Genomic DNA, 24,266 nt, shown 5'->3' with positions numbered 1-24,266 from the left:
GCCTGACTTTCGATCAAGAGGACAAGGTCTTAGAAGGCGCTGCTAAATGATGCTGCCAGTTGTCTGACTGGAAACGCTATTCCTAGTCTCACTGAAATCATTGTTTGCCCTGCTTCCAGTCAATTAAGGGGCACATGTCAATTTGTAGTAGATCGCCCGCCGCCTCGGTGCCACGCAGCAAACTGTAGGAGCGAATTTATTCGCGAGAGGCCCGTGAAGCTGAAGGAAGTCTATCGCCCTCAATGACGTCTCGCGAATAAATTCGCTCCTACAAGTTTTTTTGGCTTAACTGATCGTAATGTTGGGGTATGCTCTACAAGTTAAAAGCATTGCGGTCATGATTCTTTTGTCTGTGTTGTGCGGTACGTGGGCATACACAGGTAATAATCAAACGGTGTTGGATTAATTGATTCTGAGTGCTTTTTCGTCCAGTTGAAATTCATCTTCGATGCCAAGTTTTTTCAAAATGGCCGGCAATACCTGATGGATAACTCGCATGCCTACCAGAAGCTCGTTCATATAAATGTCAGGGTGGATGCGTGATGCATTGAACCCAAGACTTTCAGCCTCGGCCGCGTGTCCAAGCCCGTCGTGACCATGATATACAAGATCAAGAAGCTCGGCTTTTAATGGGGTTCCAGTTTTAAATGCTCTATCTTTCACTAAGCCAAGCCAGTCTTCATAATCTCTTTCAGTTTTGTATTTGAATTTTCTAAAGCTTGGGGCGAGCTCTAGGTTTACATCAACTTTTGAGGCGGCTAGAGATATGAGGTTTGGCTCGATTTCTTCAATGGATGAATCAAAAAGCTCCATGTCGTCATTAATCAAATACTCTACATATGCGGTATAGAAACCATATACATCAGTAAATGCTTTGAAGATTTTGTAAATAAGAGACGAGTATTGGTTGTGTGTCACTGCCTCCCAATACTCTTCGTTGTCTTCGTTGTCTTCGTTGTCTTCGTTGTCTTCGTTGTCTTTGGCAGTAATTTCTAGCTCGGCAGGAAATACTTTAGGAATTTCAACACCCATTTCTCGGAGCGTGTGAAAAGTGTTCCAGCACAAATTGTCAATGTCTTCCACTAATGGGGGGGAGTTGTATCCCGTCTCCGCACTCGATTGAGCCATCTCTGCAAGGTAATGAATGAGGCGCTCCCATTTCAGAGCATTCTCACGTGAGCTGCTCCAAACAATAAATTCCGGGTCTTGATCGCCAATCCCTGAAAGCACCCTCAGCTTCTCTCCCATCTCAAAGGAAAGGTGCTCTCCTTTTTTCCATTTGCTGATCTGGGTCGCAGAAACGCCAAGCCGCGTTGCTAGCTCTTTTTGTGTGCAACCCAAAGCCTCCAGTGATAATTGAACAAGTGCTTCGCTGCGCATGGCATGCTCCAATTTAGTAAATTATTCGTCATGATAAACTAGATTATATGCCTTGATTTAGTTTTTTCAATTTTAAATTTACTAAATTTAATCTGCCGATTCGGATGTCGTGAGACATTAAGTCCGCTCTGATAGAATTCGCCTCCTCATGCATGTGTTTAGCGGCCGCTAACACGGCCCAGAACTGGTACAAATACGTTGAAAATGTTGCCCGAAACGCTCTGCAGCCCATGTGAATCAAGCCCTGCGCCATCCCGCCGCTTCTCCGTCGCCCCGATGATGGACTGGACTGACCGCCATTGCCGGTATTTCCTGCGCATCCTGTCGAAGAATGCCCTGCTGTACACCGAGATGGTCACCACAGGTGCATTGATCCACGGTGATCGTGAGCGTTTTCTGCGCTACGACGAGGCCGAGCATCCGCTGGCTTTGCAGCTGGGCGGGAGTAATCCTGCGGATCTGGCGACTTGTGCCCGCATGGCTGAAGAGGTGGGGTACGACGAGGTCAATCTGAATGTGGGCTGTCCGAGTGATCGGGTGCAGAACAATATGATCGGTGCCTGCCTGATGGGGCATCCCGAACTGGTGGCCGATTGTGTGAAGTCCATGCAGGACACGGTGGCGATTCCGGTGACGGTGAAGCACCGGATCGGGATCAATGGCCGGGACAGTTACGCCGAGCTGTGTGATTTCGTCGGCAAGGTTCATGAGGCTGGCTGCAACAGCTTCACGGTGCATGCCCGTATCGCGATTCTGGAAGGGCTTTCGCCCAAGGAAAACCGTGATATTCCGCCGCTGCGTTATGACGTGGCAGCGCAGTTGAAGCGGGACTTTCCGGGCGTCGAGATCATTCTCAATGGCGGTATCAAGACCCTTGAGCAATGCCAGGAGCATTTGCAGACGTTCGATGGCGTGATGCTCGGGCGTGAGGCTTATCACAATCCCTATCTGCTGGCTGAAGTAGATCGCCAACTGTTCGGCAGCACAGCGCCGGTGATCAGTCGTGCAGAGGCTCTGGAAGCGTTGCGGCCTTATATTGCTGCGCATATCGAGAGCGGCGGCACCATGCACCATATCACGCGGCATATCCTGGGCATGGCCCATGGTTTTCCGGGAGCACGACGTTTTCGGCAGTTGCTGTCAGTCGACATTCACAAGGCGGAAAAGCCCTTGTTGCTGCTGGATCAGGCGGCGGAGTTTCTGGCGGGGCATTAGTGGTTTTTTCGCGAATGAGCGGAGCGCCGCCCGATTCGCACGCACCAGCAGACTGTAGGAGCGAATTCATTCGCGAAGGGCTGCCAAAAATATTCACGCCGGATTTGCTCTGGATCAATCAAAGCCGCCTTTGCGATGGTTGCCGGCCTTGAAGGGGACTATGTTGAATACATACCCATTCAAGGAGAGATGTCATGCACAAAGTACTGGTTCCTTATGACGGATCGGCTCATTCCAAGCATGCGCTGGAGTACGTCATCGGTTTGTCAGGCAGCCTTGCACGACCCCTGCAGGTGCATTTGCTCAACGTCCAGGCCAGCCCGGTCGTTTATAGCGACTATCTGGCGCCGGACATGATCGAGGGCGTCAAGGCCGGGCTTTTCAATGAAGCCAACCGAATCCTTGCCGAGGCCGTGGTGCTCTTGAAGCGGGCTGATATTAACCATCAGACTCACGTGGATCTTGGCAATGTGGCTGATCAGGTCAAGCTGGCTGTCAAGCAACTGGGTTGCGACACCGTGGTGATGGGCACTCGCGGCCTGGGCAGTTTCGGCGGTTTGCTGCTGGGCTCGGTCGCCAACCGTGTCATTCATGATGTGTCGGTGCCAGTCATTCTCATCAAGTAATCGAACTCAAGCCTGCGCCGGTGCCCGATACTGGCGCAGCAGTTCGATCTTTTCCGGTGGCAACAACTGGCGCAAGGTTTTGTAGAGTGCGCGGGTTTCCAGCAGGTTCCAGATCCGCAGCATGGTTTCCAGGGCATCCAGTGGCTTGCTGATGAAGTCACGAGCGCCCAGGGCCAGGGCGCGCAGGCGGGTTTCGCGAGTGGCGTCGGCGGTCAGGACCATGATCGGCATGTAGTCGTTGCTCGGGATACGCCGATTCAGTTGCTCCAGCACCGCAAACCCGTCGAACTCCGGCATGTGCAGGTCGAGAATCACCAGATCCGGCTCGAAGCTGTTGAACAGGTCCAGCGTTCTCAGTGGCTCGGTGCTGCTCAATACATTGGTCAGGCCTTCGCGAGCGAGCAATTGCTCCATCAGTTCAAGATTGGGCCGTTGGTCATCGATAATCAGGATACGGAAATCGCCGCTCATGAAGGCTCCGGTAGGTATTGGTCCAGGTGCGCGAGGAACGCCGGCACCTGGATGGGTTTGGTCAGGATTGCCGTAGCTCCGGCCTGGCGCAACTCGCGGTGGGTCTTGTCACTGGCGTCGGCCGTGATCATCAGTACCGGCGTGTTGGCCGTGCTGGGGGATTGTCGCAGGCGTTTCAATACATCGCGGCCCGCAAGGTCCGGCAGGTTCACGTCCAGCAGAATCAACTGCGGCGCGTGCTGCCGGGCAAGGTCCAGCCCCAGTTGTCCTTGCATGCTGGACAGCAGTTGAATGCCGGGCCTGCGCTGCAACAGGGTTTCGATCAGGGCCATGCTCGACAGATTGTCTTCAATGCACAGCACTTTGCCGTAATGCTCGACGCGGGCAGGGTGCGGTTCGGCAGGCATCGCGCTGATCCGGCGAATCGGCGCTTCTTCTGCCTTGTGCACTTGTGCATAGGGTAATTCCAGGGTGAACCGGCAGCCTTCTCCCGGCGTGCTGTGTACGGTCATGCTGCCGTTCATGGTTTCCAGCAGGCTTTTGCTCAATGCCAGGCCCAGGCCTGTGCCTTCCACGCTGGAGTCGGCCTCAAGACGCTCGAAGGGTTTGAACAACTGATCGAGTCGATCCAGCGCAATGCCTTTGCCTGTGTCGATGACACTGATGGTGACCCGGTCGTCCTGTTGCTGGACCTCGATTCTCACCAGCCCATTGGGGCGGTTGTATTTGATGGCGTTGGACAGCAGGTTCAGCAGCACCTGAACCAGACGCTGACGATCGGCAATCACACCACTGTCGCTTGCCAGTTCCGGCAATTCTGCCAGCTGGATACCGCCATCGGCCGCCATGGGCCAGACCAGGCTCAAGGCTTCTTGAAGAACCTCGGGCAAAAGCACCGGCTCCAGGTTGAGTGACAGATGGCCTGCCTCGATCCGGGCAATGTCCAGCACTTCGTTGATCAGTGTCAGCAGATGCTGACCGGCTCGCAGAATATGACCGACCTGAGGTTTCTGGTGATTGCTGGAGTCCATGTCCAGCAGTTGAGCGAAGCCCAGAATGGAGTTCAGGGGCGTGCGCAGTTCGTGGCTCATGCGCGAAAGAAACTCGCTCTTGGCACGACTGGCGCGTTCTGCCTCTTCCCGGGCTGTGCCAAGGGCGATTTCGGCAGCACGGCGGTCGGTGATGTCCCGGGTGATCTTGGAAAAGCCGCGCAGGGCATCGCTGCTGTCGTATTGGGCGGTGATGACCACGCTGGCCCAGAAACGGCTGCCATCCTTGCGGCAACGCCAGCCTTCTTCCATGTAGCGGCCGTGGAGTTTCGCCTCTTGCAGCGCCATGTCGGGGTGTTGCGGGCATTCTTCCGGCAGATAGAACAGCGAGAAGTGCTGGCCGAGGATTTCCTGCTCGGTATAGCCCTTGATGCGCTCGGCCCCGGCGTTCCAGGTGATGACATAACCCTTGGCATCCAGGGCGAAGATCCCGTAATCCTTGACGCCTTCGATGATCAGGCGCAGGCGCTCTTCGTTCTCGCGCAATGCCCGCTCGCGTTCGGCCAGCAGTTGACCGGCCTCTACCAGACGTGTGCCCAGTTGGCCGACTTCATCGTTTTCCGGCGGTTGCGGCAGCAGCGGGTGGCCCAGCGCCAGACGCTGGGCGTTGCCTTGCACCTGCTGCACCCTGGCCACGATGCCTCTGGAGAGCATCAATACGGCAAGGATGGCACCAAATACACCCGAGCCTGCTGCCAGCAACGTCGACCACAGAAGACGGGCGCGGGTCTCGGCGGCGTCTGCCGTGCGTTCCGCCAGCAAGGTGTCTTCCCGTTCGCGCATGGTGCGGATTCGGTCGCGCAGCTCATCGAGAATGTATTTGTTCTCGATCAGGATGGTCGAAATCGCGTCCTGGCCTTCCTTGCTCAGATTGCGCAGGGTTTCCAGTCCGTCGACCTTGGTTTCGATCAGCGGCGCGATGGCCTGGAGGTGTTCGCGCATCTGTTGGTCGCGCACATTGGTATTGAGTCGGTCCAGCGCTGCTTCGATCTGCGCCTCGGCGTTCAGGTAACCTGGTAGAAAGTCCTCGCGACGGGTCAGCAGGTAACCGCGCACACTGGCTGCCGCTTCGGCGAGTTGGGTGTGAACGCTCTGGATATCGCCCTGAACGAGCAGCACTCTGCGCACATCTTCTTCAGCTTGAGTGGTCTGGCGCTCGGCGATGTAGATGAGCACCAGGGAAAGCATCAGAATCACCAGTGGCAGTGAAATAGCCACCAGTGCCTTGCCGCGTAGGGGAAGGTCTTCCCAGCGCGTGACGTTGATCAAGTTCACCTCCAGTCGCCTGTAGACTGACTCACCAGGCCCAGAGCTACGCCGCGTACCGCCGCCTGGGTCCGGTCTGCGGCCCCGAGCTTGGCAATGACTTTCTCCACATGTGCCTTGGCGGTGCCAGCGGTGATGCCGAGTTTTTCGCCGATCTCACGGTTGCTGAAGCCGCTGGCTACCAGCCCGAGTACCTGGCGCTCACGGGGCGTCAGGGCTTCGGTGGTGATGGCGCGGCTGTTGTTGCGTTCGGTCATGCGTCGCAGCAGACGGGCGCTGACGGCACTGTTCAGGGCTTCTTCGCCACGGGCGACACGTTGCAGGCTGGCAATCACTTCGTCGCGGCTGGCGTCCTTGAGCAGGTAACCCACTGCACCGGCACTGATGGCGGCTTCCAGGTGATCGGTGCTGTCGTCCATGGTGAACATCACCACTTTGAGCTGGGGCATGCGCTGCTGGAGGATGCGCGCGGCACCCAGGCCGTTGAGGACCGGCATGCGGATATCGAGGATCGCGATATCGGGCTGCATCTGCTCGCACAGTTCGATGGCCTGCTGGCCGTCGGAAGCCTGACCGATCACCTCGAACTCCGGGTGGCCGGCCAGGAGCGAGACGAATCCTGTCCGGGTCACTTCATGGTCGTCTGCCAGGACCAGTCGCAAGGTGTTCGTCATAGTGTTGCCTTGTCTGTATTGAGAGGGACGGTAGCGCGTATCCGTGTGCCGGATTCCGGGCTGCTGACAAGAACCAGTCGGCCACCCAGAAGGCTGGCTCGTTCCTGCATTGCCACCAGTCCAAGCTTCTGGACGCCGTTGTTCCTTGATTGCTGGTTAATGATGAAACCACAGCCGTTGTCTTCGATCAGCAACGAGGCCGTGGTGTCATGCAGCTCGAGCGCCAGTTGCACGTTGTCGGCATTGGCATGCTTGAGAATGTTGTTGATGCCTTCCTGGGCAATGCGAAACAGGGCGATTTCCAGGTGGCTGGGCAGGCGGGTCATGGAGCGTGAGCGCCAGTGTACGTTAATACCGGCTTCCCGTAGACGGTCGGCGTCCTTGTCGACGGCTTGCAGCAGGCCGAAGTCGTCAAGAACGCTTGGCCGCAGGCCACTGATCAATTGCCGGCCTTCGCCGACGCAGTGCTGGGCCAGGGTCAGGATGGCCCGCAGGTCGTTATCCAGCGGCTCTGGCAATTCCGGGCAGCGACCGGCAAAACCCTGAAGGCGCTGATGCAGGCCGGCGAGGGTCTGTGCCAGCCCGTCATGCAGGTCATAGGCCATGCGCTTGCGCTCGTCTTCCTGGGCGGTGAACAACTGATTGACCAGTTCGGACATGGTCCGCTCACGTGCCACCAGTGCTTCGAGCAGGCGATTGTTTTCCAGATGCGCCGCCAGCAGGGTGGCGAGCAGTTGCAGGGACTCAATGTCTTCGCTGTCGGGGGCGCTGATATTCACGCTGTTCGCCAGTACCAGCGTGCCAAAGGAGCCATCGTCGGCCCCGCGCAGGGGCAGCGTCAGTACATTGGGCAGCGTGGCATGGTCGCGTTCCAGCCATTGCGGCCCGATGGCCAGGGTGTCGGCGACGATTTCCAGGCTGCGCAGACGCTCTTCACTGCCATGCAAGGCCGTGGTGCGCACCACATTGTCGCTTCCCCATTCCAGTAGCAGGCCGTGGTCCATGGCGACGAAAGCACAGGCTCGCTGCAAGACGCGCTGGCGCATGGCTTCGGGAGGCAACTGGGTCAGTTCCTGTCCGGTATCCACCAGCAGGCGAAGGCGTGCGGCACGGCTTTGTGACTGGCGATATTGCGTGCGAATCGCCAGGGCACTCGCTGGATCATGTGGAGGGCTTTGCATCTGTGTCGTACTCCAGGCGTCGGTTCATGCCCGCGCGGGCACAACATGATGCCATTAAAACCTGTGATGGCGCGGGGTGCCTATCTGCCGGTTGGCATAGAGAAATAACCCCGGTTGGCCGATGGAGAAAACGGTCCGCAACGGCAAAGTAACACTCACTGAATCCCTGAACAGATCCCCTGTAGGAGTGTTGCGATGAAACTGAAACAAACCGCCCTGGTCATGCTTTTTGCTTTGAGTGCTCCGCTGGTCCACGCAGCAGACACTGCTCCTTATACCTATCGCATGGTGGCCGAGCAGCCGTCCAACGTGAAGGACCAGGAAATTTCGGGTTTGTTTGATCGCTGGAACAATGCACTGAAAACCGGCAACCCACAGACAGTAGTCAGCCTGTACGCCCCCAATGCCGTACTGCAGCCGACAGTTTCCAACAAGGTGCGCGCCACTCCGGCAGAGATAAAGGACTATTTCGATCACTTCCTGGCCCTCAAGCCGGTCGGTGAGATCAACTACCGTGAAATTCGCCGCCTGGGCAAAGACGCAGCGGTAGACAGCGGTGTCTACACCTTCACCCTGACCGCTGCCGATGGCAAGAAGAGCAAGGTGCAGGCGCGTTACACCTTCCTGTACGAACGTGTAGGCGGGCAGTGGAAGATCCTCAACCACCACTCTTCGGCCATGCCGGAAGTGCAGCCTGAGTATCAGGTCAGCCGCTGATTCAACAAGTCTGATAGCCGAAACATATCCGGGGCCTTTGCTCCGGATGTGTTTTTTTGCGTTTGTGAAGGCAGGTGTTCCATGCGAACGGGCAGCTTATATGCCGAATGGCATAGTCAAATAACCCCGATTGGCCGATGGCGCAGATCATCCGCAGCGGCAAAGTAGCACTCACTGAATCCCTGAACAGATCTCTGTAGGAGTGTTGCGATGAAACTGAATAAAACCGCCCTGGTCATGCTTTTTGCCCTGAGTGCTCCGCTGGTTCACGCAGCAGATACCGCTCCTTACACCTACCGCATGGTGGCCGAGCAGCCGTCCGACGTGAAGGACCAGGAAATCTCGGGTCTGTTTGACCGCTGGAACACGGCGCTGAAAACCGGCAACCCGCAGACAGTGGTCAGCCTCTACGCGCCGAATGCCATTCTGCAGCCAACGGTTTCCAACAAGGTGCGCGCCACACCTGCAGAAATCACCGATTACTTCGACCACTTTCTGGCCCTCAAGCCGGTCGGTGAGATCAACTACCGCGAAATCCGCCGTCTGAGCCCTGATGCAGCGATGGACAGCGGTGTCTACACCTTCACCCTGACCGCTGCTGATGGCAAGAAGAGCAAGGTGCAGGCGCGTTACACCTTCCTGTACGAGCGTGTGGGCGGGCAGTGGAAGATCCTCAACCACCACTCTTCGGCCATGCCGGAAGTGCAGCCTGAGTACCAGGTCAGCCGCTGATTCAAGAAGTCTGAATACCTGAAACACATCCGGGGCCTTTGCCCCGGATGTGTTTTTTGCGTTGGTGAAAACGGATTCAGTTCCTGACGCCGCTGACCTTGCGGCAGTGAATCAGCGCATCGCGGATCATGAAGTTCACCAGGGTAGGGGAGACGCCCAGCTCCTTGGCGATGTCCTTTTGCGGGACGCCGTGCAGGCGGTACATCTCGAAGGCATACCGGGTACGCGCCGGCAGCTCCGACAAGGCATCGGCTATTTTCTCCAGGCTGGAGAAATTGATGTGCGAGGTTTCCGGCGACGCACCTTGAACCACCACGTTCAAGCCTTCATCTTCCGGGCCTGTGTACTTGAGCTCCAGGGCCTGCTTGCGATAGTGATCGATGGCCAGGTTGCGCACGATCTGAAACAGATAGCTGAGCTGGGCCTTGAACGAAAGGGTGATCTGGGGGGCGGAACGCAATCTGAAAAATGCGTCCTGCACCACATCTTCGGCGCGTGAGCGGCAGCCAACGATGCGGGCGGCGATTTTGACCAACAGCAGATAGTTGTCGATAAAAACCTGGAGTAAGGGTGAGTCACACTTACTTGTGAGCACTTGTTCCGTCATGGAATTCACCTTGCTGCGAGTCTTGGAGAAGGTGTGTCCCCGTATTGGGTGGCACCTGCTGAACGGCGGGTAAACTATTCTTAATGATAATAATTGTCAAATGCGAAATTGAATCAGTGCACCTGTAAGGCGCAATTCGATGCCTGTGCACTTTTACAGCGCTCAGATGCGACTAATTATTTCCAGATGCCATCCGTTCTCATTGATGACAGGCCCGCCTACGACTGCGGCCAAGGATCAGATCAGGAGGACACAATGGGTTTCGAGCGCGCGCATCGCAGCTTTTTCGTCGGCGTCACCGTATGGCAGGGCCTGATATGAGCACTCCTGCGAGCCTGACGCTGTTCTGTCTGCCGTTTTCCGGGGCCAGTGCGATGTTTTACAGCCCGTGGCGGCGCAAGCTGCCGGAGTGGGTGAACGTTCGTCCTCTTGAATTGCCGGGCCGTGGCATGCGCATGAACGAGCCGCTGCAGACCGATATCGTACAGCTGGCCAACCGTCTGGCCGACGAGATCAGTGTTGAACTGGATAAGCCCTACGCGATTTTCGGACACAGCCTCGGCGCCTTGCTGACCTTCGAGCTGGCCCATGTGCTGCGCGCCCGCGGCCTGCCCGCACCGCTGGTCCTGTTCATGTCTGCCTCTGCGGGGCCGGTACGCCGTGATGTCAGTGAATACGCCATCGCCAAGACCGATGAGCAACTGATCGCCCGGTTGCGCACGCTCAAGGGCACCAGCGAAAACGTGATTGCCAACGATGAGTTGATGCAATTGATGCTGCCTATCCTGCGCGCCGATTTCCTGGCCTGCGGCAGCTTCACATATGGCGAACGCGAGCCGTTGAGCGTGCCGATCCATGTCTTTGGCGGCAAGCAGGACAGCGTCACGGTAGAAGAGCTGCTCGACTGGCAGGAAGAAACCTGCACCGGTTTCTCCCTGGACATGTTCGAGGGCCATCACTTCTATCTGGTCGACGAGCAGGCTCAACTGCTGCGTCACCTGCGGCGTTACGCCGAGCAGCACCTGACCCGCTGGCGCAACGGCGCAGCGCGGCAAATGGCCCTGGCGGCCGGTTGATCCCCTGATTGCCTCACGCGCGTTTGTGCCCGACAGCGCGCGCCTTTTCTTGAAATCCAGACCTCATTTGGCAAGCCGAATACAGCAGGAACCTCATCATGGATGCGTTTGAACTCCCCGATACCCTGGCGCAAGCCCTTCAGCGTCGCGCTTCGCAGACGCCTGAACGCCTGGCCTTGCGTTTTCTCACTGACGAAAAAGATCAGGGCATCGTGCTGACCTACCGTGATCTGGACCTGCGTGCACGGACCATCGCCGCCGCGCTGCAAGCCCGGGCTGAGCCGGGTGACCGGGCCATTCTGCTGTTCCATAGCGGGCCGGACTACGTGGCGGCCTTCTTTGGTTGCCTGTATGCCGGCGTGATTGCAGTGCCGGCCTATCCGCCGGAATCCAATCGCCGTCACCACCAGGAGCGTCTGCTCTCGATCATCGCCGATGCCGAGCCGCGCCTGTTGCTGACTGGCTCCGACCTGCGCCCGGCCTTGCTGCAAATGGATGAGCTGGCGGCAGCCAATGCCCCGCAATTGCTGTGTGTCGATACCCTCGACAGCACCATTGCCGAAGGCTGGCAAGGCCCGGCACTGAGCCACGACGATATTGCTTTCCTGCAATACACCTCCGGTTCCACCGCCTTGCCCAAAGGCGTTCAGGTAAGTCATGGCAATCTGGTTGCCAACGAACTGTTGATTCGCCACGGCTTCGGGATTGATCTCAATCCCGATGACGTGATCGTCAGCTGGCTGCCGCTGTACCACGACATGGGGCTGATCGGTGGCTTGCTGCAACCGATTTTCAGCGGCGTGCCTTGCGTGCTTATGGCACCTGCCTATTTCCTGACCCGGCCACTGCGCTGGCTGGAAGCGATCAGCGAGTACGGCGGCACCATCAGCGGCGGTCCGGATTTCGCTTATCAGTTGTGCAGTTCGCGGGTCAGCGACTCGGCGCTGGCGCGTCTGGACCTCAGCCGCTGGCGCGTGGCCTATTCGGGCTCCGAGCCGATTCGTCAGGACAGCCTGGACAGTTTTGCCGACAAGTTCGCCGTCTGTGGTTTTACCCCGGACAGCTTCTTCGCCTCTTATGGCCTGGCCGAGGCGACACTGTTCGTGGCCGGTGGTCAGCGTGGCAAGGGCATTCCGTCCCTGCGTCTGGACGAACGTGCCCTGGCACGCAATGTGGCCGAGCCGGGCGACGGCAATCCGGTCATGAGTTGCGGCACCAGCCAGCCTGAACATGGCGTGCTGATTGCCGATCCGCAGACCCTGGCGGTACTGGGCGAAAACAGCGTGGGCGAAATCTGGGCCTGTGGCCCGAGCATCGCCCATGGTTACTGGCGCAATCCCGAAGCCACGGCCAAGACTTTTGTCGAGCACGAAGGCCGTACCTGGCTGCGCACCGGCGACCTGGGTTTCCTGCGTCATGGCGAGCTGTATATCACCGGTCGCCTGAAAGACATGCTGATCGTGCGTGGCCACAACCTGTACCCGCAGGACATCGAAAAGGCGGTCGAGCGTGACGTCGATGTGGTTCGCAAAGGCCGGGTTGCGGCGTTCGCCGTGACTCAACAGGGCAGTGAAGGGATCGGCATCGCGGCGGAAGTGGGGCGCAGTGTGCAGAAAACCCTGGCTCCCGAGACGCTGATCAAGATGATTCGCCAGTCCGTTGCCGAGGCGTTCCAGGAAGCGCCGACCGTGGTGGTGCTGCTCAATCCCGGGGCATTGCCCAAGACCTCCAGCGGCAAGCTGCAACGTTCTGCCTGCCGTACCCGTCTGGCCGATGGCAGTCTGGACAGCTATGCGGTCTTCCCGCAGAGCGCGGTTGCCGACAAGGACGCGGTGTCAGCCACCGGCGCTGATCTACAGGCCCGTGTAGCCAGAATCTGGTGCGAGCACCTGCACGTGGAGGAGGTGGCCGCCGATGACCATTTCTTCCTGCTGGGCGGTAACTCGATCATTGCGACCCAGGTGGTCGCCAGCCTGCGCGATACGCTGGGTATCGAGCTGAATCTGCGCCTGCTGTTCGAGGCACCCACTCTGGCGGCGCTGGTTGCGCAGATCGAAGTGCTGCAACGCGAAGGCCAGACTCAGGACGCCATTCCCCGCTTGTCGGGCAACGAGGCTTTGCCGCAATCCCTGGCCCAGAACCGTCTGTGGTTCCTCTGGCAAATGGACCCTCAAGGCAGTGCCTACAACATTCCCGGTGGTCTGCACCTGCGGGGCGAGCTGGACATCACGGCGCTGCGCAGCAGCTTCCAGCGCCTGATCGAACGTCATGAATCCCTGCGCACCCGTTTCTACGAGCAGGACGGCGTGGCCTTGCAGCGTATCGACGCGGTCAGCGAACTCCCGCTGCAGATGATCGACATCAGCGACCTGTCCGGCGAAGAGCGCCAAGCCCGTGCCCAGGCCATTCGTGAAGAACAGGCACGCCTGCCATTCGATCTGGAAACCGGCCCGCTGCTGCGCGTCACGCTGGTGAAACTGGACGATGAAGAGCATCAGTTGCTGGTCACGCTGCATCACATCGTGGCCGATGGCTGGTCGCTGAATGTGCTGATCGACGAATTTTCGCGTCTTTATGCCGCTGCCATTCAGGAGCAGCCTCTGGAGTTGGCGCCGCTGTCGTTGCGTTATGCCGATTACGGCCAGTGGCAGCGCGAATGGCTGGCCCGTGGCGAGGCCCAGCGTCAACTGGATTACTGGAAGGCGCAACTGGGTGACGAGCAGCCGACCCTGACGCTGGCCACCGATCATCCGCGTTCGGCCCGCAAGCAGGACAGCGCTTCGCGTTACAGCCTGCGCTTGAGCAACGAGCTGAGCGCCGCAGTAAAACAGGCCGCCCAGGCTTATCAGTCGACGCCGTTCATGCTGTTGCTGGCCGGTTTCCAGAGCCTGCTGCATCGCTACAGCGGCCAGAACGATATTCGTATCGGCGTGCCCGGTGCCAACCGTCCGCGTCATGAAACCCAGGGCCTGATCGGTTTCTTCATCAATACTCTGGTGCTGCGTGCTCAACTGGATTCACGCCTGCCGTTTTCCTCGCTGCTGGCGCAAACCCGTCAGGCGGCGCTGGAGGCTCAGGCCAATCAGGACCTGCCGTTCGATCAACTGGTCGAGGCATTTCCCCAGGCCCGTGAGCAGGGTCTGTTCCAGGTCATGTTCAACCACCAGCAACGGGACCTGAGCGCCTTGCGCCGTCTGCCGGGTCTGCTGGCCGAAGAGTTGCCATGGCACAGCCGCGAAGCCAAGTTCGACCTGCAACTGCACAGCGAAGAGGATCGCAATGGTCGCCTGAACCTGTCTTTCGACTACGCCGACGAGCTGTTCGAACGTGCCACCATCGTGCGCATGGCCGGGCAGTTCGTGCGCCTGTTGACGCAGGTCTGCGAGCAGACCGATATCGTGCTGGGCGATGTGCAATTGCTTACTGCCGATGAGCTGGCCGAGCAGGCGAACTGGGGCGCTGCGCCTTGCGCGCCTGCCGGGCAATTGCTGCCGGAACTGCTGAACCTTCAGGCCCGCCAGACCCCGGAGCGCATTGCCCTGGTGTGGGACGGCGGCAGCCTCGACTTTGCCAGCCTGCATGCCCAGGCCAACCGTCTGGCTCATTACCTGCGGGACAAGGGCGTCGGTCCGGACGTCAAGGTGGCGATTGCGGCCGAGCGTTCGCCGCAATTGCTGATCGGTCTGCTGGCGATTCTCAAGGCCGGTGGCGCCTATGTGCCTCTGGACCCGGATTACCCCACCGAGCGACTGGCCTACATGCTCGAAGACAGCGGCGTTGAACTGCTGTTGACCCAGAGCCATTTGCTGGGCGATCTGCCGGGCGCCGAAGGCGTCAGTACCATCGTCATGGACACCCTGCATCTGGACAACTGGCCTGTCAGCGCGCCGGGTCTGCACCTGCATGGCGACAATCTGGCCTACGTGATTTACACCTCCGGCTCCACCGGCCAGCCCAAGGGCGTGGGCAACACTCATGCGGCACTGGCCGAGCGTCTGCAATGGATGCAGGCCACTTACGCGCTGGACGAAACCGATGTGCTGATGCAGAAGGCACCGATCAGTTTCGACGTTTCGGTGTGGGAATGCTTCTGGCCGCTGATCACCGGCTGCCGCCTGTTGCTGGCTGCCCCCGGCGAGCACCGCGACCCGCATCGCATTGCCCGGCTCATCAAGGAATACGGCGTCACCACGCTGCATTTCGTGCCGTCCCTGCTGCAACTGTTTATCGATGAACCTCTGGCCCGGGAGTGCAGCAGCCTGCGCCGCCTGTTTTCCGGTGGCGAAGCCTTGCCTGCCGAACTTCGCAACCGGGTGCTGGAGCAATTGCCGAGCGTGCAGTTGCACAACCGCTATGGCCCGACGGAAACCGCCATTAACGTCACTCATTGGCAATGCCGTTTGACGGATGCCGAGCGCTCGCCGATCGGTCGCCCGCTGGGTAACGTGCTGTGCCGGGTGCTGGACAGCGACCTGAATCTCCTGCCCCGTGGCGCAGCCGGTGAGTTGTGCATCGGTGGCATCGGTCTGGCTCGCGGCTATCTTGGGCGTCCCGGTCTGACGGCCGAGCGTTTTGTCGTCGATCCGCTGGGCGAAGAGGGCGCACGTCTGTATCGCACCGGCGACCTGGTGCGCTGGGCGGCGGACGGTTCGCTGGAATACCTGGGGCGTCTGGATCAGCAGGTCAAGCTGCGTGGTTTCCGGGTCGAGCTTCAGGAAATCGAAGCCCGTCTGCTGGCTCAGGAAGGCGTCGGTCAGGCAGCGGTGCTGGTACGTGAAACCCTTTCCGGCCCGCAACTGATCGGTTACTACACGGCAGCGCTGGAGCAGGAAACCGACGCCGAACAGATCGAGCGCATCAAGTCTTCCCTGGCCCTTGAACTGCCCGAGTACATGGTCCCCGCGCAACTGGTGCGTCTGGACAGCATGCCCCTGAGCCCCAGCGGCAAACTGGATCGCCGTGCCTTGCCGGAGCCGGTCTGGCAGAGCCGTGAACACGTCGAGCCCGAAACCGGGCTGCAGAAACAGGTCGCCGCTATCTGGCGCGAAGTGCTGGGCGTGCCGCGCATTGGCCTGAGTGATGACTTCTTTGCCCTGGGCGGTCATTCATTGCTGGCTACCCAGATCATTTCTCGGGTCCGTCAGGCCTGTGATATCGAGCTGCCGCTTCGGACGCTGTTCGAGGCCAGTGAGCTGGGGGCGTTTGTCGGGCAGGTTGAAGCCATTCAGGCGTCCGGCGCCCGCAACAGCCAGCAGCCGATTGCCAGGATCGACCGCAACCAGCCAGTGCCGCTGTCCTATTCCCAGCAGCGCATGTGGTTCCTGTGGCAGATGGAGCCCGACAGCCCGGCCTATAACGTGGGCGGCATGGCGCGCCTGAACGGTGTGCTGAACATCGAGTGCTTCGAGGCGGCGCTGCAAGCCTTGATCCTGCGCCACGAAACCCTGCGCACGACCTTCCCGAGCGTCAATGGCGTGGCTTGCCAGAAAGTCTGCGAAGAAACCGGCCTGCGCATGCAGTGGCAGGATTTCTCGGTACTGCAAGGCGAAGCCCGTCAGCGTCGTCTGCAAGAGTTCGCCGACAGCGAGGCGCACAAGCCTTTCGATCTGGAAACCGGTCCGCTGCTGCGTGCCTGCATGGTCCGGGCTGGCGAGCTGGAACACTATTTCGTCCTGACCTTGCATCACATCGTCACCGAAGGCTGGGCGATGGATATCTTTGCCCGTGAACTGGGCCTGCTGTACGAAGCCTTCCTTGAGGGGCGTGATTCGCCGCTGGAACCCCTGGCGGTGCAATACCTGGATTACAGCGTCTGGCAGCGTCAGTGGATGGAAGCCGGTGAGCGTCAGCGTCAACTGGATTACTGGACGGCACAACTGGGTAACGAGCATCCCTTGCTGGAATTGCCAAGCGACCGTCCACGTCCACCGGTGCAGAGCCACAAGGGCGAACTCTATCGCTTCGACCTGAGCGATGACCTTGCTGCTCGCGTGCGGGCCTTCAATGCCAATAACGGCCTGACCCTGTTCATGACCATGACCGCGACGCTGGCGGTGCTGCTCTATCGCTACAGCGGCCAGACCGACCTGCGCATCGGCGCGCCGGTGGCCAACCGGATTCGTCCGGAAAGCGAAGGGCTGATCGGTGCGTTCCTCAACACCCAGGTGTTGCGCGTTCAGCTCGACGGCCAGATGTGCGTCGAGCAACTGTTCGAACAGGTTCGCCACACGGTCATCGAAGGCCAGTCCCATCAGGATCTGCCGTTCGATCACCTGGTCGAAGCCCTGCAACCGCCACGCAGCGCGGCCTATAACCCGCTGTTCCAGGTGATGTGCAACGTGCAGCGCTGGGAATTCCAGCAGAGCCGCGAACTGGCTGGCATGACGGTCGAATATCTGGTCAACGATGCCCGTGCCACCAAGTTCGACCTGAACCTGGAAGTCACCGAACTGGATCATCGCCTGGGTTGCTGCCTGACCTACAGCACCGATCTGTTCGACGAACCGCGTATCGCGCAGATGGCCGGTCACCTGCTCAATCTGCTGCAAGCCTTGCTGGCCGATCCGGCACAACGCCTGAGCGAACTGCCGCTGTTGCAGGAGGCCGAGCGTCAGCAGTTGCTCGACAGCCTGGGCGTCGAGGCGGGCGAGCAGCGTCTGGATCAGTGCATCCACAGCCTGTTTGCCGAACAGGCCAAAGCCCGTCCGGACGCACCGGCCCTGACGTTTGCGTGCGAAACCCTGAGCTATGCCGAACTGGATGGCCGCGCCAATCGTCTGGCCTGGATGCTGCGCGAGCGTGGTGTCGGCCCGCAGGTTCGGGTCGGTCTGGCGCTGGAGCGTTCGCTGGACATGGTGGTCGGCCTGCTGGCGATCCTCAAGGCCGGTGGCGCCTATGTGCCGCTGGACCCTGAATACCCGCTGGAACGCCTGCAATACATGATCGAAGACAGCGGCATCGGCCTGCTGTTGAGCAATGCCGCCTTGTTCGAGGCTTTGGGCGAACTGCCGGCGGGTGTCGCTCGCTGGTGCCTGGAAGATGACAGGCCGGCCCTGGCCGACTACCCGACGAGCGAGCTGCCTTTCATCAGCCTGCCGCAGCATCAGGCGTACCTGATCTACACCTCCGGTTCCACCGGCAAGCCCAAGGGCGTGGTGGTGTCCCACGGTGAAATCGCCATGCATTGTCAGGCGGTGATTCGTCGTTTCGAGATGCGTCCCGATGACTGTGAACTGCACTTCTATTCGATCAACTTCGACGCCGCCACCGAGCGTCTGCTGGTGCCGTTGCTCAGCGGAGCGCGGGTGGTCTTGCGTGCCCAGGGGCAATGGGATGCCGAAGAAATCTGCGAGCTGATCCGCAGCCAGCAGGTGAACATTCTCGGCTTCACTCCAAGCTACGGCAGCCAGTTGGCGCAGTGGCTCTCGACTCAGGGCCAGACGCTGCCGGTACGCATGTGCATCACCGGTGGCGAGGCGCTGACCGGCGAGCACTTGCAGCGTATTCGGGCGGTCTTCAAGCCGGAGCTGTTCTTCAACGCCTATGGCCCGACCGAAACCGTGGTCATGCCCCTGGCCAGTCTGGCTCCGGCCTGGCTGGAAGAGGGCGAGGCCAGTGTGCCGATCGGCAGCGTAGTGGGCGCTCGGGTGGCTTATATCCTCGATGCCGATCTGGCGCTGGTGCCGCAAGGTGCGACCGGCGAGCTGTATGTCGGCGGTGCCGGTCTGGCTCAGGGGTATCACCAACGTGCCGCGATGACGGCCGAGCGTTTTGTTGCTGACCCGTTCAGTGGTAATGGCGGGCGTCTGTACCGCACCGGCGATCTGGTGCGCCAGCGTGCCGATGGCCTGGTGGAATACCTGGGCCGGATCGACCATCAGGTGAAGATCCGTGGCTTCCGTATCGAACTGGGCGAAATCGAAACCCGTCTGCTGGAACATGAAGCCATTCGCGAAGCCGTGGTGCTGGCGCTGGATACGCCAGCGGGCAAGCAACTGGCCGGTTATCTGGTCACTGAGGTGGCCGGGCAGGGCGAGGAACAACAGGCGCAACTGCGCGAGTCCCTCAAGACGCACCTGAAGGCACAACTGCCGGATTACATGGTGCCCACGCACCTGATCCTGCTGGACAGCATGCCGCTGACCGCCAACGGCAAGCTCGACCGCCGCGCCTTGCCAGCGCCGGACCCGGAACTCAATCGTCAGAGTTATGTGGCGCCCACCAGCGAACTGGAGCAGACCCTGGCGGGCATCTGGTGCGCGGTGTTGAATGTCGAGAAAGTCGGCCTCAACGATAACTTCTTCGAGCTGGGCGGCGATTCGATCCTGTCGATTCAGGTGGTCAGCCGTGCGCGTCAGGCCGGGATTCATTTCAGTCCTCGGGACCTGTTCCAGCACCAGACTGTTCAGACCCTGGCTGCCGTGGCCACCACCAGCGAAGTGGTCCAGGCCGAGCAAGGGCTGCTGACCGGCGAATCGGCCCTGACACCGATTCAGCATTGGTTCTTCGAGACACCGATTCCCCGGCGTCAGCACTGGAACCAGGCGTTGGTACTGGAGCCGACCACGACCCTGGAGCCTCGTCATCTTGAACAGGCGCTGCTGGCGGTCCTTGAACAGCACGACGCCTTGCGCCTGAGCTTCCGTGACCACGCGGGCAAATGGCAGGCCGAGCACCGTGCCGTGACCGGTGAAAGCCTGCTGTTGCAAGCGCGTGTGACCGATATGAACGAGTGTGCTGCATTGTTTGCGGACACCCAGCGCAGCCTCGATCTGCAAAACGGCCCGCTGCTGCGCGCCTTGCTGGTGGATGGCCCGCAGGGACAGCAACGCCTGCTGATGGTCATTCACCACCTGGTGGTCGATGGCGTTTCGTGGCGCGTGCTGCTGGATGATCTGCAAGTCGTCTATCGTCAACTGGCCGATGCCGCAGCCATCCAGTTGCCGGCCAAGACCAGCGCCTTCCGTGACTGGGCTGCACGTCTGCAAGCCTATGCCGGTAGTGAATCATTGCGTGAAGAGCTGGCCTGGTGGCAGCGCCAGCTCAAAGGCCCGGGTGCCGAATTGCCTTGTGACAACCCTCAGGGCGGTCAGCAGAATATTCATGCGCAGACCGTCAGTGTGCGACTGGACGCGCAAAGCACCCGACAGTTGCTGCAACAGGCACCGAGCGCTTATCGGACCCAGGTCAACGACCTGCTGCTGACCGCGCTGGCGCAGGTGGTCTGCCGCTGGAGCGGGCAGGCGTCGGCGTTGATTCAGCTTGAAGGTCATGGCCGCGAAACCCTGTTCGACGAAATCGACCTGACTCGTACCGTGGGCTGGTTCACCAGCGCCTATCCGCTGCGACTGACGCCTGCATCTGCCGAAGAAACCGGGCCGGGCGCATCGATCAAGGCGATCAAGGAGCAGTTGCGTCAGGTTCCGCACAAGGGGCTGGGGTATGGCGTGCTGCGTTATCTGGCTGATGGCACCAGCCGCGCGGCGATGCAGGCCTTGCCGGTCGCGCCGATCACCTTCAACTACCTGGGGCAGTTCGACCAGAGCTTTGGCAGCGATGCCTTGTTCCGCCCGCTGGAAGAGTCGGCGGGCGCGGCCCATGACGCTCATGCGCCACTGCCTAACGAACTGAGCATCGACAGTCAGGTGTATGGCGGCGAACTGGTGCTGCGCTGGACCTTCAGTGGCGAGCGTTACCGGAGCCAGACCATCGCCGAACTGGCCCAGGCTTATCTGGAGCAATTGCAGGCGCTGATTGCCCATTGCCTCGCTGACGGCAGCGGCGGCCTGACGCCTTCGGACTTCCCGCTGGCGGCTCTGGATCAGGCGCATCTGGATGCACTGCCGGTTCCGGCGAGCCAGATCGAAGATGTCTACCCGCTGACCCCGATGCAGGAAGGCATGCTGCTGCACACTCTGCTGGAACCGGGCACCGGTCTGTATTACATGCAGGACCGCTATCGCATCAACAGCGAGTTGGACCCGCAGCGTTTCGCCCAGGCCTGGCAGGCGGTCATCGCCCGTCATGAAGCCCTGCGTGCCTCGTTCTGCTGGGACATCGGCGAAACCATGCTGCAAGTCATCCATAAACCCGGCAACACGCCCATCGACTATCTGGACTGGCGCGATGTGGCGCAGAGCGAGCAGGAGCCGCGTCTGCAAGCCTTGCTCAAGTCCGAGCGCGAGGCCGGTTTCTATCTGCTCAACCAGCCGCCGTTCCACCTGCGCCTGATTCGTGTCGACGAGGCGCGCTACTGGTTCATGATGAGCAACCACCACATTCTGATCGATGCCTGGTGCCGCTCGTTGCTGATGAACGACTTCTTCGACATCTACACCGCACTGGGCGAAGGCCGCGACGCACAACTGGCCGCGCCGCCGCGCTATCGCGATTACATCGGCTGGCTGCAACGTCGTGGTCTGGTGCAGGCCCGTGACTGGTGGCGGCAGAACCTCAAGGGCTTCGAGCGTCCGACGCCGATCCCGAGCGACCGTCCGTTCCTGCGCGAACATGCCGGTGACAGCGGCGGCATGGTGGTGGGCGACTGCTACACCCGTCTGGATGTGGTCGATGGCGTGCGATTGCGCGAACTCGCCCAGCAGCATCAATTGACCATCAACACCTTTGCCCAGGCGGCCTGGGCCCTTACCCTGCGGCGCATGAGCGGTGATCGCGACGTGGTGTTCGGCGTGACCGTGGCCGGGCGCCCGGTGGAAATGCCGCAGATGCAGCGCACCGTCGGCCTGTTCATCAACACCATCGCCCTGCGCGTGGGCCTTCCGCAGGATGATCAGCGTTGCAGCGTCCGTCAGTGGCTCAGCCGTTTGCTGGAAAGCAACATGGAGCTGCGCGAGTACGAATACCTGCCGCTGGTGACCATCCAGGAAAACAGCGAACTGCCCAAGGGCCAGCCGCTGTTCGACAGCCTGTTCGTGTTCGAGAACGCGCCGGTGGAAGTCTCGGTGCTGGACCGTGCGCAAAGCCTCAATGCCACTTCGGATTCGGGCCGTACCCACACCAACTATCCGCTGACGGCGGTGTGCTACCCCGGCGATGACCTGGGCTTGCATCTGTCCTATGACCAGCGCTACTTCGACGAAACCACGGTTCAAGGCATGCTGGGCGAGTTCAAGCGTCTGCTGCTGGCCTTGATCGAGGGCTTCCATGGCGATATGTCCGAACTGGCGCTGCTCAGTGCAACGGAGCGCGAGTTCCTGCTCGATGGCTGCAATCAGAGCGACCACGACTACCCGCTGGAGCGCAGCTATGCCGAACTGTTCGAAGCGCAGGTCGTGGCTCATCCCCAACGTACCGTTGTCAGTTGCCTGGATCGCAAGTACAGCTACGCCGAATTGAATGCACTGAGTAACCGCCTGGGCCATGCCTTGATCGAGGCCGGTGCCGGTTTCGATCAGCCGATTGCCTTGCTGGCCGAGCGGGGTCCCGAGTTGCTGGGCATGATTATCGGTAGCTTCAAGGCCGGTGCCGGTTACCTGCCCCTGGACCCGGCGCTGCCGAACCAGCGCCTGAGCGGCATCATCCAGCAAAGCCATACGCCGGTGCTGGTGTGCAGCAACGAATGCCACGAACAGGCCCAGGTTTTGCTGGCCGATATCGAAGAAGCGAAGCGTCCGCGTCTGCTGGTCTGGGAAAGCGTGCAGCAGAGCGAGCTGTCCCAGGAGAATCCGGGACGCTACAGCTCGCCGGACAACCTGGCCTACGTGATCTTTACCTCGGGTTCTACCGGCTTGCCCAAAGGCGTGATGGTCGAACAGCGCGGCATGCTCAATAACCAGTTGAGCAAGGTGCCTTATCTGAACCTGAGCGATGCCGATGTAATCGCCCAGACCGCTTCGCAGAGTTTCGATATTTCGGTCTGGCAGTTCCTGGCGGCACCGTTGTTCGGGGCGCGGGTGGATATCGTGCCGAACGATATCGCCCGTGATCCGCAGGCTCTGTTGAATCATGTTCAGGCTCAGAAGATCAGCGTGTTGGAAAGCGTGCCCTCCCTGATTCAAGGGCTATTGGCCGAGGAGAAGGCCACTCTCGACGGCCTGCGCTGGATGCTGCCCACCGGTGAAGCCATGCCGCCGGAGCTTGCCAGCCAATGGCTGCAACGCTACCCGGATATCGGGCTGGTGAATGCCTATGGTCCTGCCGAATGTTCAGATGACGTGGCGTTCTTCCGCGTCGATGCAGAGTCCACTCGCAGCACCTATCTGCCCATCGGTACACCTACCGACAACAACCGTCTTTACCTGCTCGACGAGGCGCTGGAGCTGGTGCCGCTGGGCGCGGTAGGCGAGCTGTGCGTGGCCGGGACCGGTGTCGGTCGTGGTTATGTCAGCGACCCGCTGCGCACTGTGCCGGTGTTTGTGCCCAACCCGTTCGGGGCTCCGGGCGAGCGTCTGTATCGCACCGGCGATCTGGCGCGCAGAAGGGCCGATGGCGTGCTGGAGTACGTGGGCCGTGTCGATCATCAGGTGAAGATCCGCGGCTACCGCATCGAACTGGGCGAAATCGAAACCCGCCTGCAGGAGCACGAAGCGATTCGTGAGTCCGTGGTGCTGGATATCGACGGGCCGCTGGGCAAGGTGCTGGCGGCGTATCTGGTGCCGCGTGCCCCTGCACAGGCTACGGATGTGCTGCGCGATGAGCTGAAAAGCCATCTCAAGACCAGCCTGCCGGACTACATGGTGCCGAGCCATCTGGTGATGCTGGAAGCCATGCCGCTGACCCCGAACGGCAAGTTGGACCGCAAGGCCCTGCCAAGGCCGGATGTCACTCAGGTGCAGAACGATTACGTGGCACCGCAGAGCGAGCTTGAGCAACAACTGGCGGCGATCTGGGCCGATGTGCTGAAGGTCGAGCGGGTGGGCATCACCGACAACTTCTTCGAGCTGGGCGGCCATTCGCTGCTGGCGACGCAAGTGGTCACCCGTGCGCAGAAGCTGCTGCAACGCAATGTCCCGCTGCGCGCCATGTTCGAGTTCAACACCATTCAAGGTCTGGCCGGGCATCTGGAAGGCCTGGGCGGACAGAAGGTCGATGAGCAGAAGTTCGACCGGCTGGCGGACCTGATGGCTGAACTGGAAGGGCTGTAAATCAGCCTCTCGTCGGCGCAAAGGCACGGCTGATAAAAAAGCTGTGACAGGGTGTAAATCCGCAAGCGGCTGGCGCGTTTTTCAATGAAGCAATGAATGCCCGATGAACGACTCAAGGGTCGTGCATCGGGCCACTTAAGTATTTCGCTTATCGACAGCGTATTGAGGG

At 60.1% G+C, this 24,266-nt stretch carries 11 protein-coding genes and 2 pseudogenes; 6 read left to right on the top strand and 7 right to left on the bottom strand.

All coding sequences use genetic code 11. The features are described from left to right. Nucleotides 1-402: 402 nt before the first annotated feature. Complete coding sequence (locus KQP88_RS14975; protein ID WP_216703481.1) at nucleotides 403-1,380, bottom strand: helix-turn-helix domain-containing protein; 978 nt, start codon at nucleotides 1,378-1,380, stop codon at nucleotides 403-405. A gap of 204 nt (nucleotides 1,381-1,584) precedes the next feature. Here KQP88_RS14975 and dusA point away from each other — a divergent pair, with 204 nt between their 5' ends. Both dusA and KQP88_RS14965 read left to right on the top strand, forming a co-directional pair. After that, nucleotides 1,585-2,595 carry a tRNA dihydrouridine(20/20a) synthase DusA gene (gene dusA, locus KQP88_RS14970; protein WP_216705971.1) on the top strand — a complete coding sequence of 337 codons (1,011 nt, stop codon included), beginning with the start codon at nucleotides 1,585-1,587 and terminating at the stop codon, nucleotides 2,593-2,595. 194 nt (nucleotides 2,596-2,789) lie between these two features. Then, nucleotides 2,790-3,221, top strand: coding sequence for a universal stress protein (locus KQP88_RS14965; RefSeq protein ID WP_200993214.1), 432 nt, complete (start codon nucleotides 2,790-2,792; stop codon nucleotides 3,219-3,221). Between the two features lie 6 nt (nucleotides 3,222-3,227). Here the strand turns inward: KQP88_RS14965 and KQP88_RS14960 are convergent, their stop codons facing one another. The 5 genes and pseudogenes from KQP88_RS14960 to KQP88_RS14945 form a co-directional block, all read right to left on the bottom strand. Further along, nucleotides 3,228-3,692 (bottom strand): response regulator, encoded by a 465-nt coding sequence (locus KQP88_RS14960; RefSeq protein ID WP_025260709.1) that lies wholly within the window; start codon nucleotides 3,690-3,692, stop codon nucleotides 3,228-3,230. Beyond that, nucleotides 3,689-4,060: pseudogene (locus KQP88_RS25625) on the bottom strand (response regulator); the annotation flags it as partial. The pseudogene KQP88_RS25625 and the gene KQP88_RS14960, both read right to left, overlap by 4 nt. 74 nt (nucleotides 4,061-4,134) lie before the next feature. Next, a pseudogene (locus KQP88_RS14955) lies at nucleotides 4,135-5,929 on the bottom strand (ATP-binding protein); the annotation flags it as partial. A gap of 83 nt (nucleotides 5,930-6,012) precedes the next feature. Beyond that, nucleotides 6,013-6,681: a response regulator gene (locus KQP88_RS14950; RefSeq protein ID WP_216703480.1), complete on the bottom strand. Its 669-nt coding sequence runs from the start codon at nucleotides 6,679-6,681 to the stop codon at nucleotides 6,013-6,015. Then, the gene (locus tag KQP88_RS14945; protein WP_216703479.1) at nucleotides 6,678-7,862 is read right to left on the bottom strand and encodes a sensor histidine kinase; all 1,185 of its coding nucleotides are present in this window, start codon (nucleotides 7,860-7,862) and stop codon (nucleotides 6,678-6,680) included. The genes KQP88_RS14950 and KQP88_RS14945 overlap by 4 nt, the downstream gene beginning before the upstream one ends. 195 nt (nucleotides 7,863-8,057) lie before the next feature. On the opposite strand from KQP88_RS14945, the gene KQP88_RS14940 reads away from it, so the two are divergent. Beyond that, nucleotides 8,058-8,579 (top strand): SgcJ/EcaC family oxidoreductase, encoded by a 522-nt coding sequence (locus KQP88_RS14940; protein WP_025260704.1) that lies wholly within the window; start codon nucleotides 8,058-8,060, stop codon nucleotides 8,577-8,579. Between the two features lie 210 nt (nucleotides 8,580-8,789). Next, a complete protein-coding gene (locus KQP88_RS14935; RefSeq protein WP_200993211.1) occupies nucleotides 8,790-9,311 on the top strand; it encodes an SgcJ/EcaC family oxidoreductase in 522 nt (173 codons plus the stop codon). 76 nt (nucleotides 9,312-9,387) lie between these two features. Here KQP88_RS14935 and KQP88_RS14930 read toward each other — a convergent pair whose 3' ends face one another. Then, a complete protein-coding gene (locus KQP88_RS14930) occupies nucleotides 9,388-9,918 on the bottom strand; it encodes an RNA polymerase factor sigma-70 (RefSeq protein ID WP_025260702.1) in 531 nt (176 codons plus the stop codon). Nucleotides 9,919-10,235: 317 nt separating this feature from the next. On the opposite strand from KQP88_RS14930, the gene KQP88_RS14925 reads away from it, so the two are divergent. Continuing rightward, a complete protein-coding gene (locus KQP88_RS14925; RefSeq protein ID WP_216703478.1) occupies nucleotides 10,236-10,994 on the top strand; it encodes a thioesterase II family protein in 759 nt (252 codons plus the stop codon). Nucleotides 10,995-11,092: 98 nt separating this feature from the next. Continuing rightward, the gene (locus KQP88_RS14920) at nucleotides 11,093-24,097 is read left to right on the top strand and encodes a non-ribosomal peptide synthetase (RefSeq protein WP_260413772.1); all 13,005 of its coding nucleotides are present in this window, start codon (nucleotides 11,093-11,095) and stop codon (nucleotides 24,095-24,097) included. Nucleotides 24,098-24,266: the final 169 nt, after the last annotated feature.

This window comes from Pseudomonas lijiangensis (genome assembly GCF_018968705.1).
GTDB classification, from domain to species: domain Bacteria; phylum Pseudomonadota; class Gammaproteobacteria; order Pseudomonadales; family Pseudomonadaceae; genus Aquipseudomonas; species Aquipseudomonas lijiangensis.
This window is presented reverse-complemented; position numbering and strand designations above follow the sequence as displayed.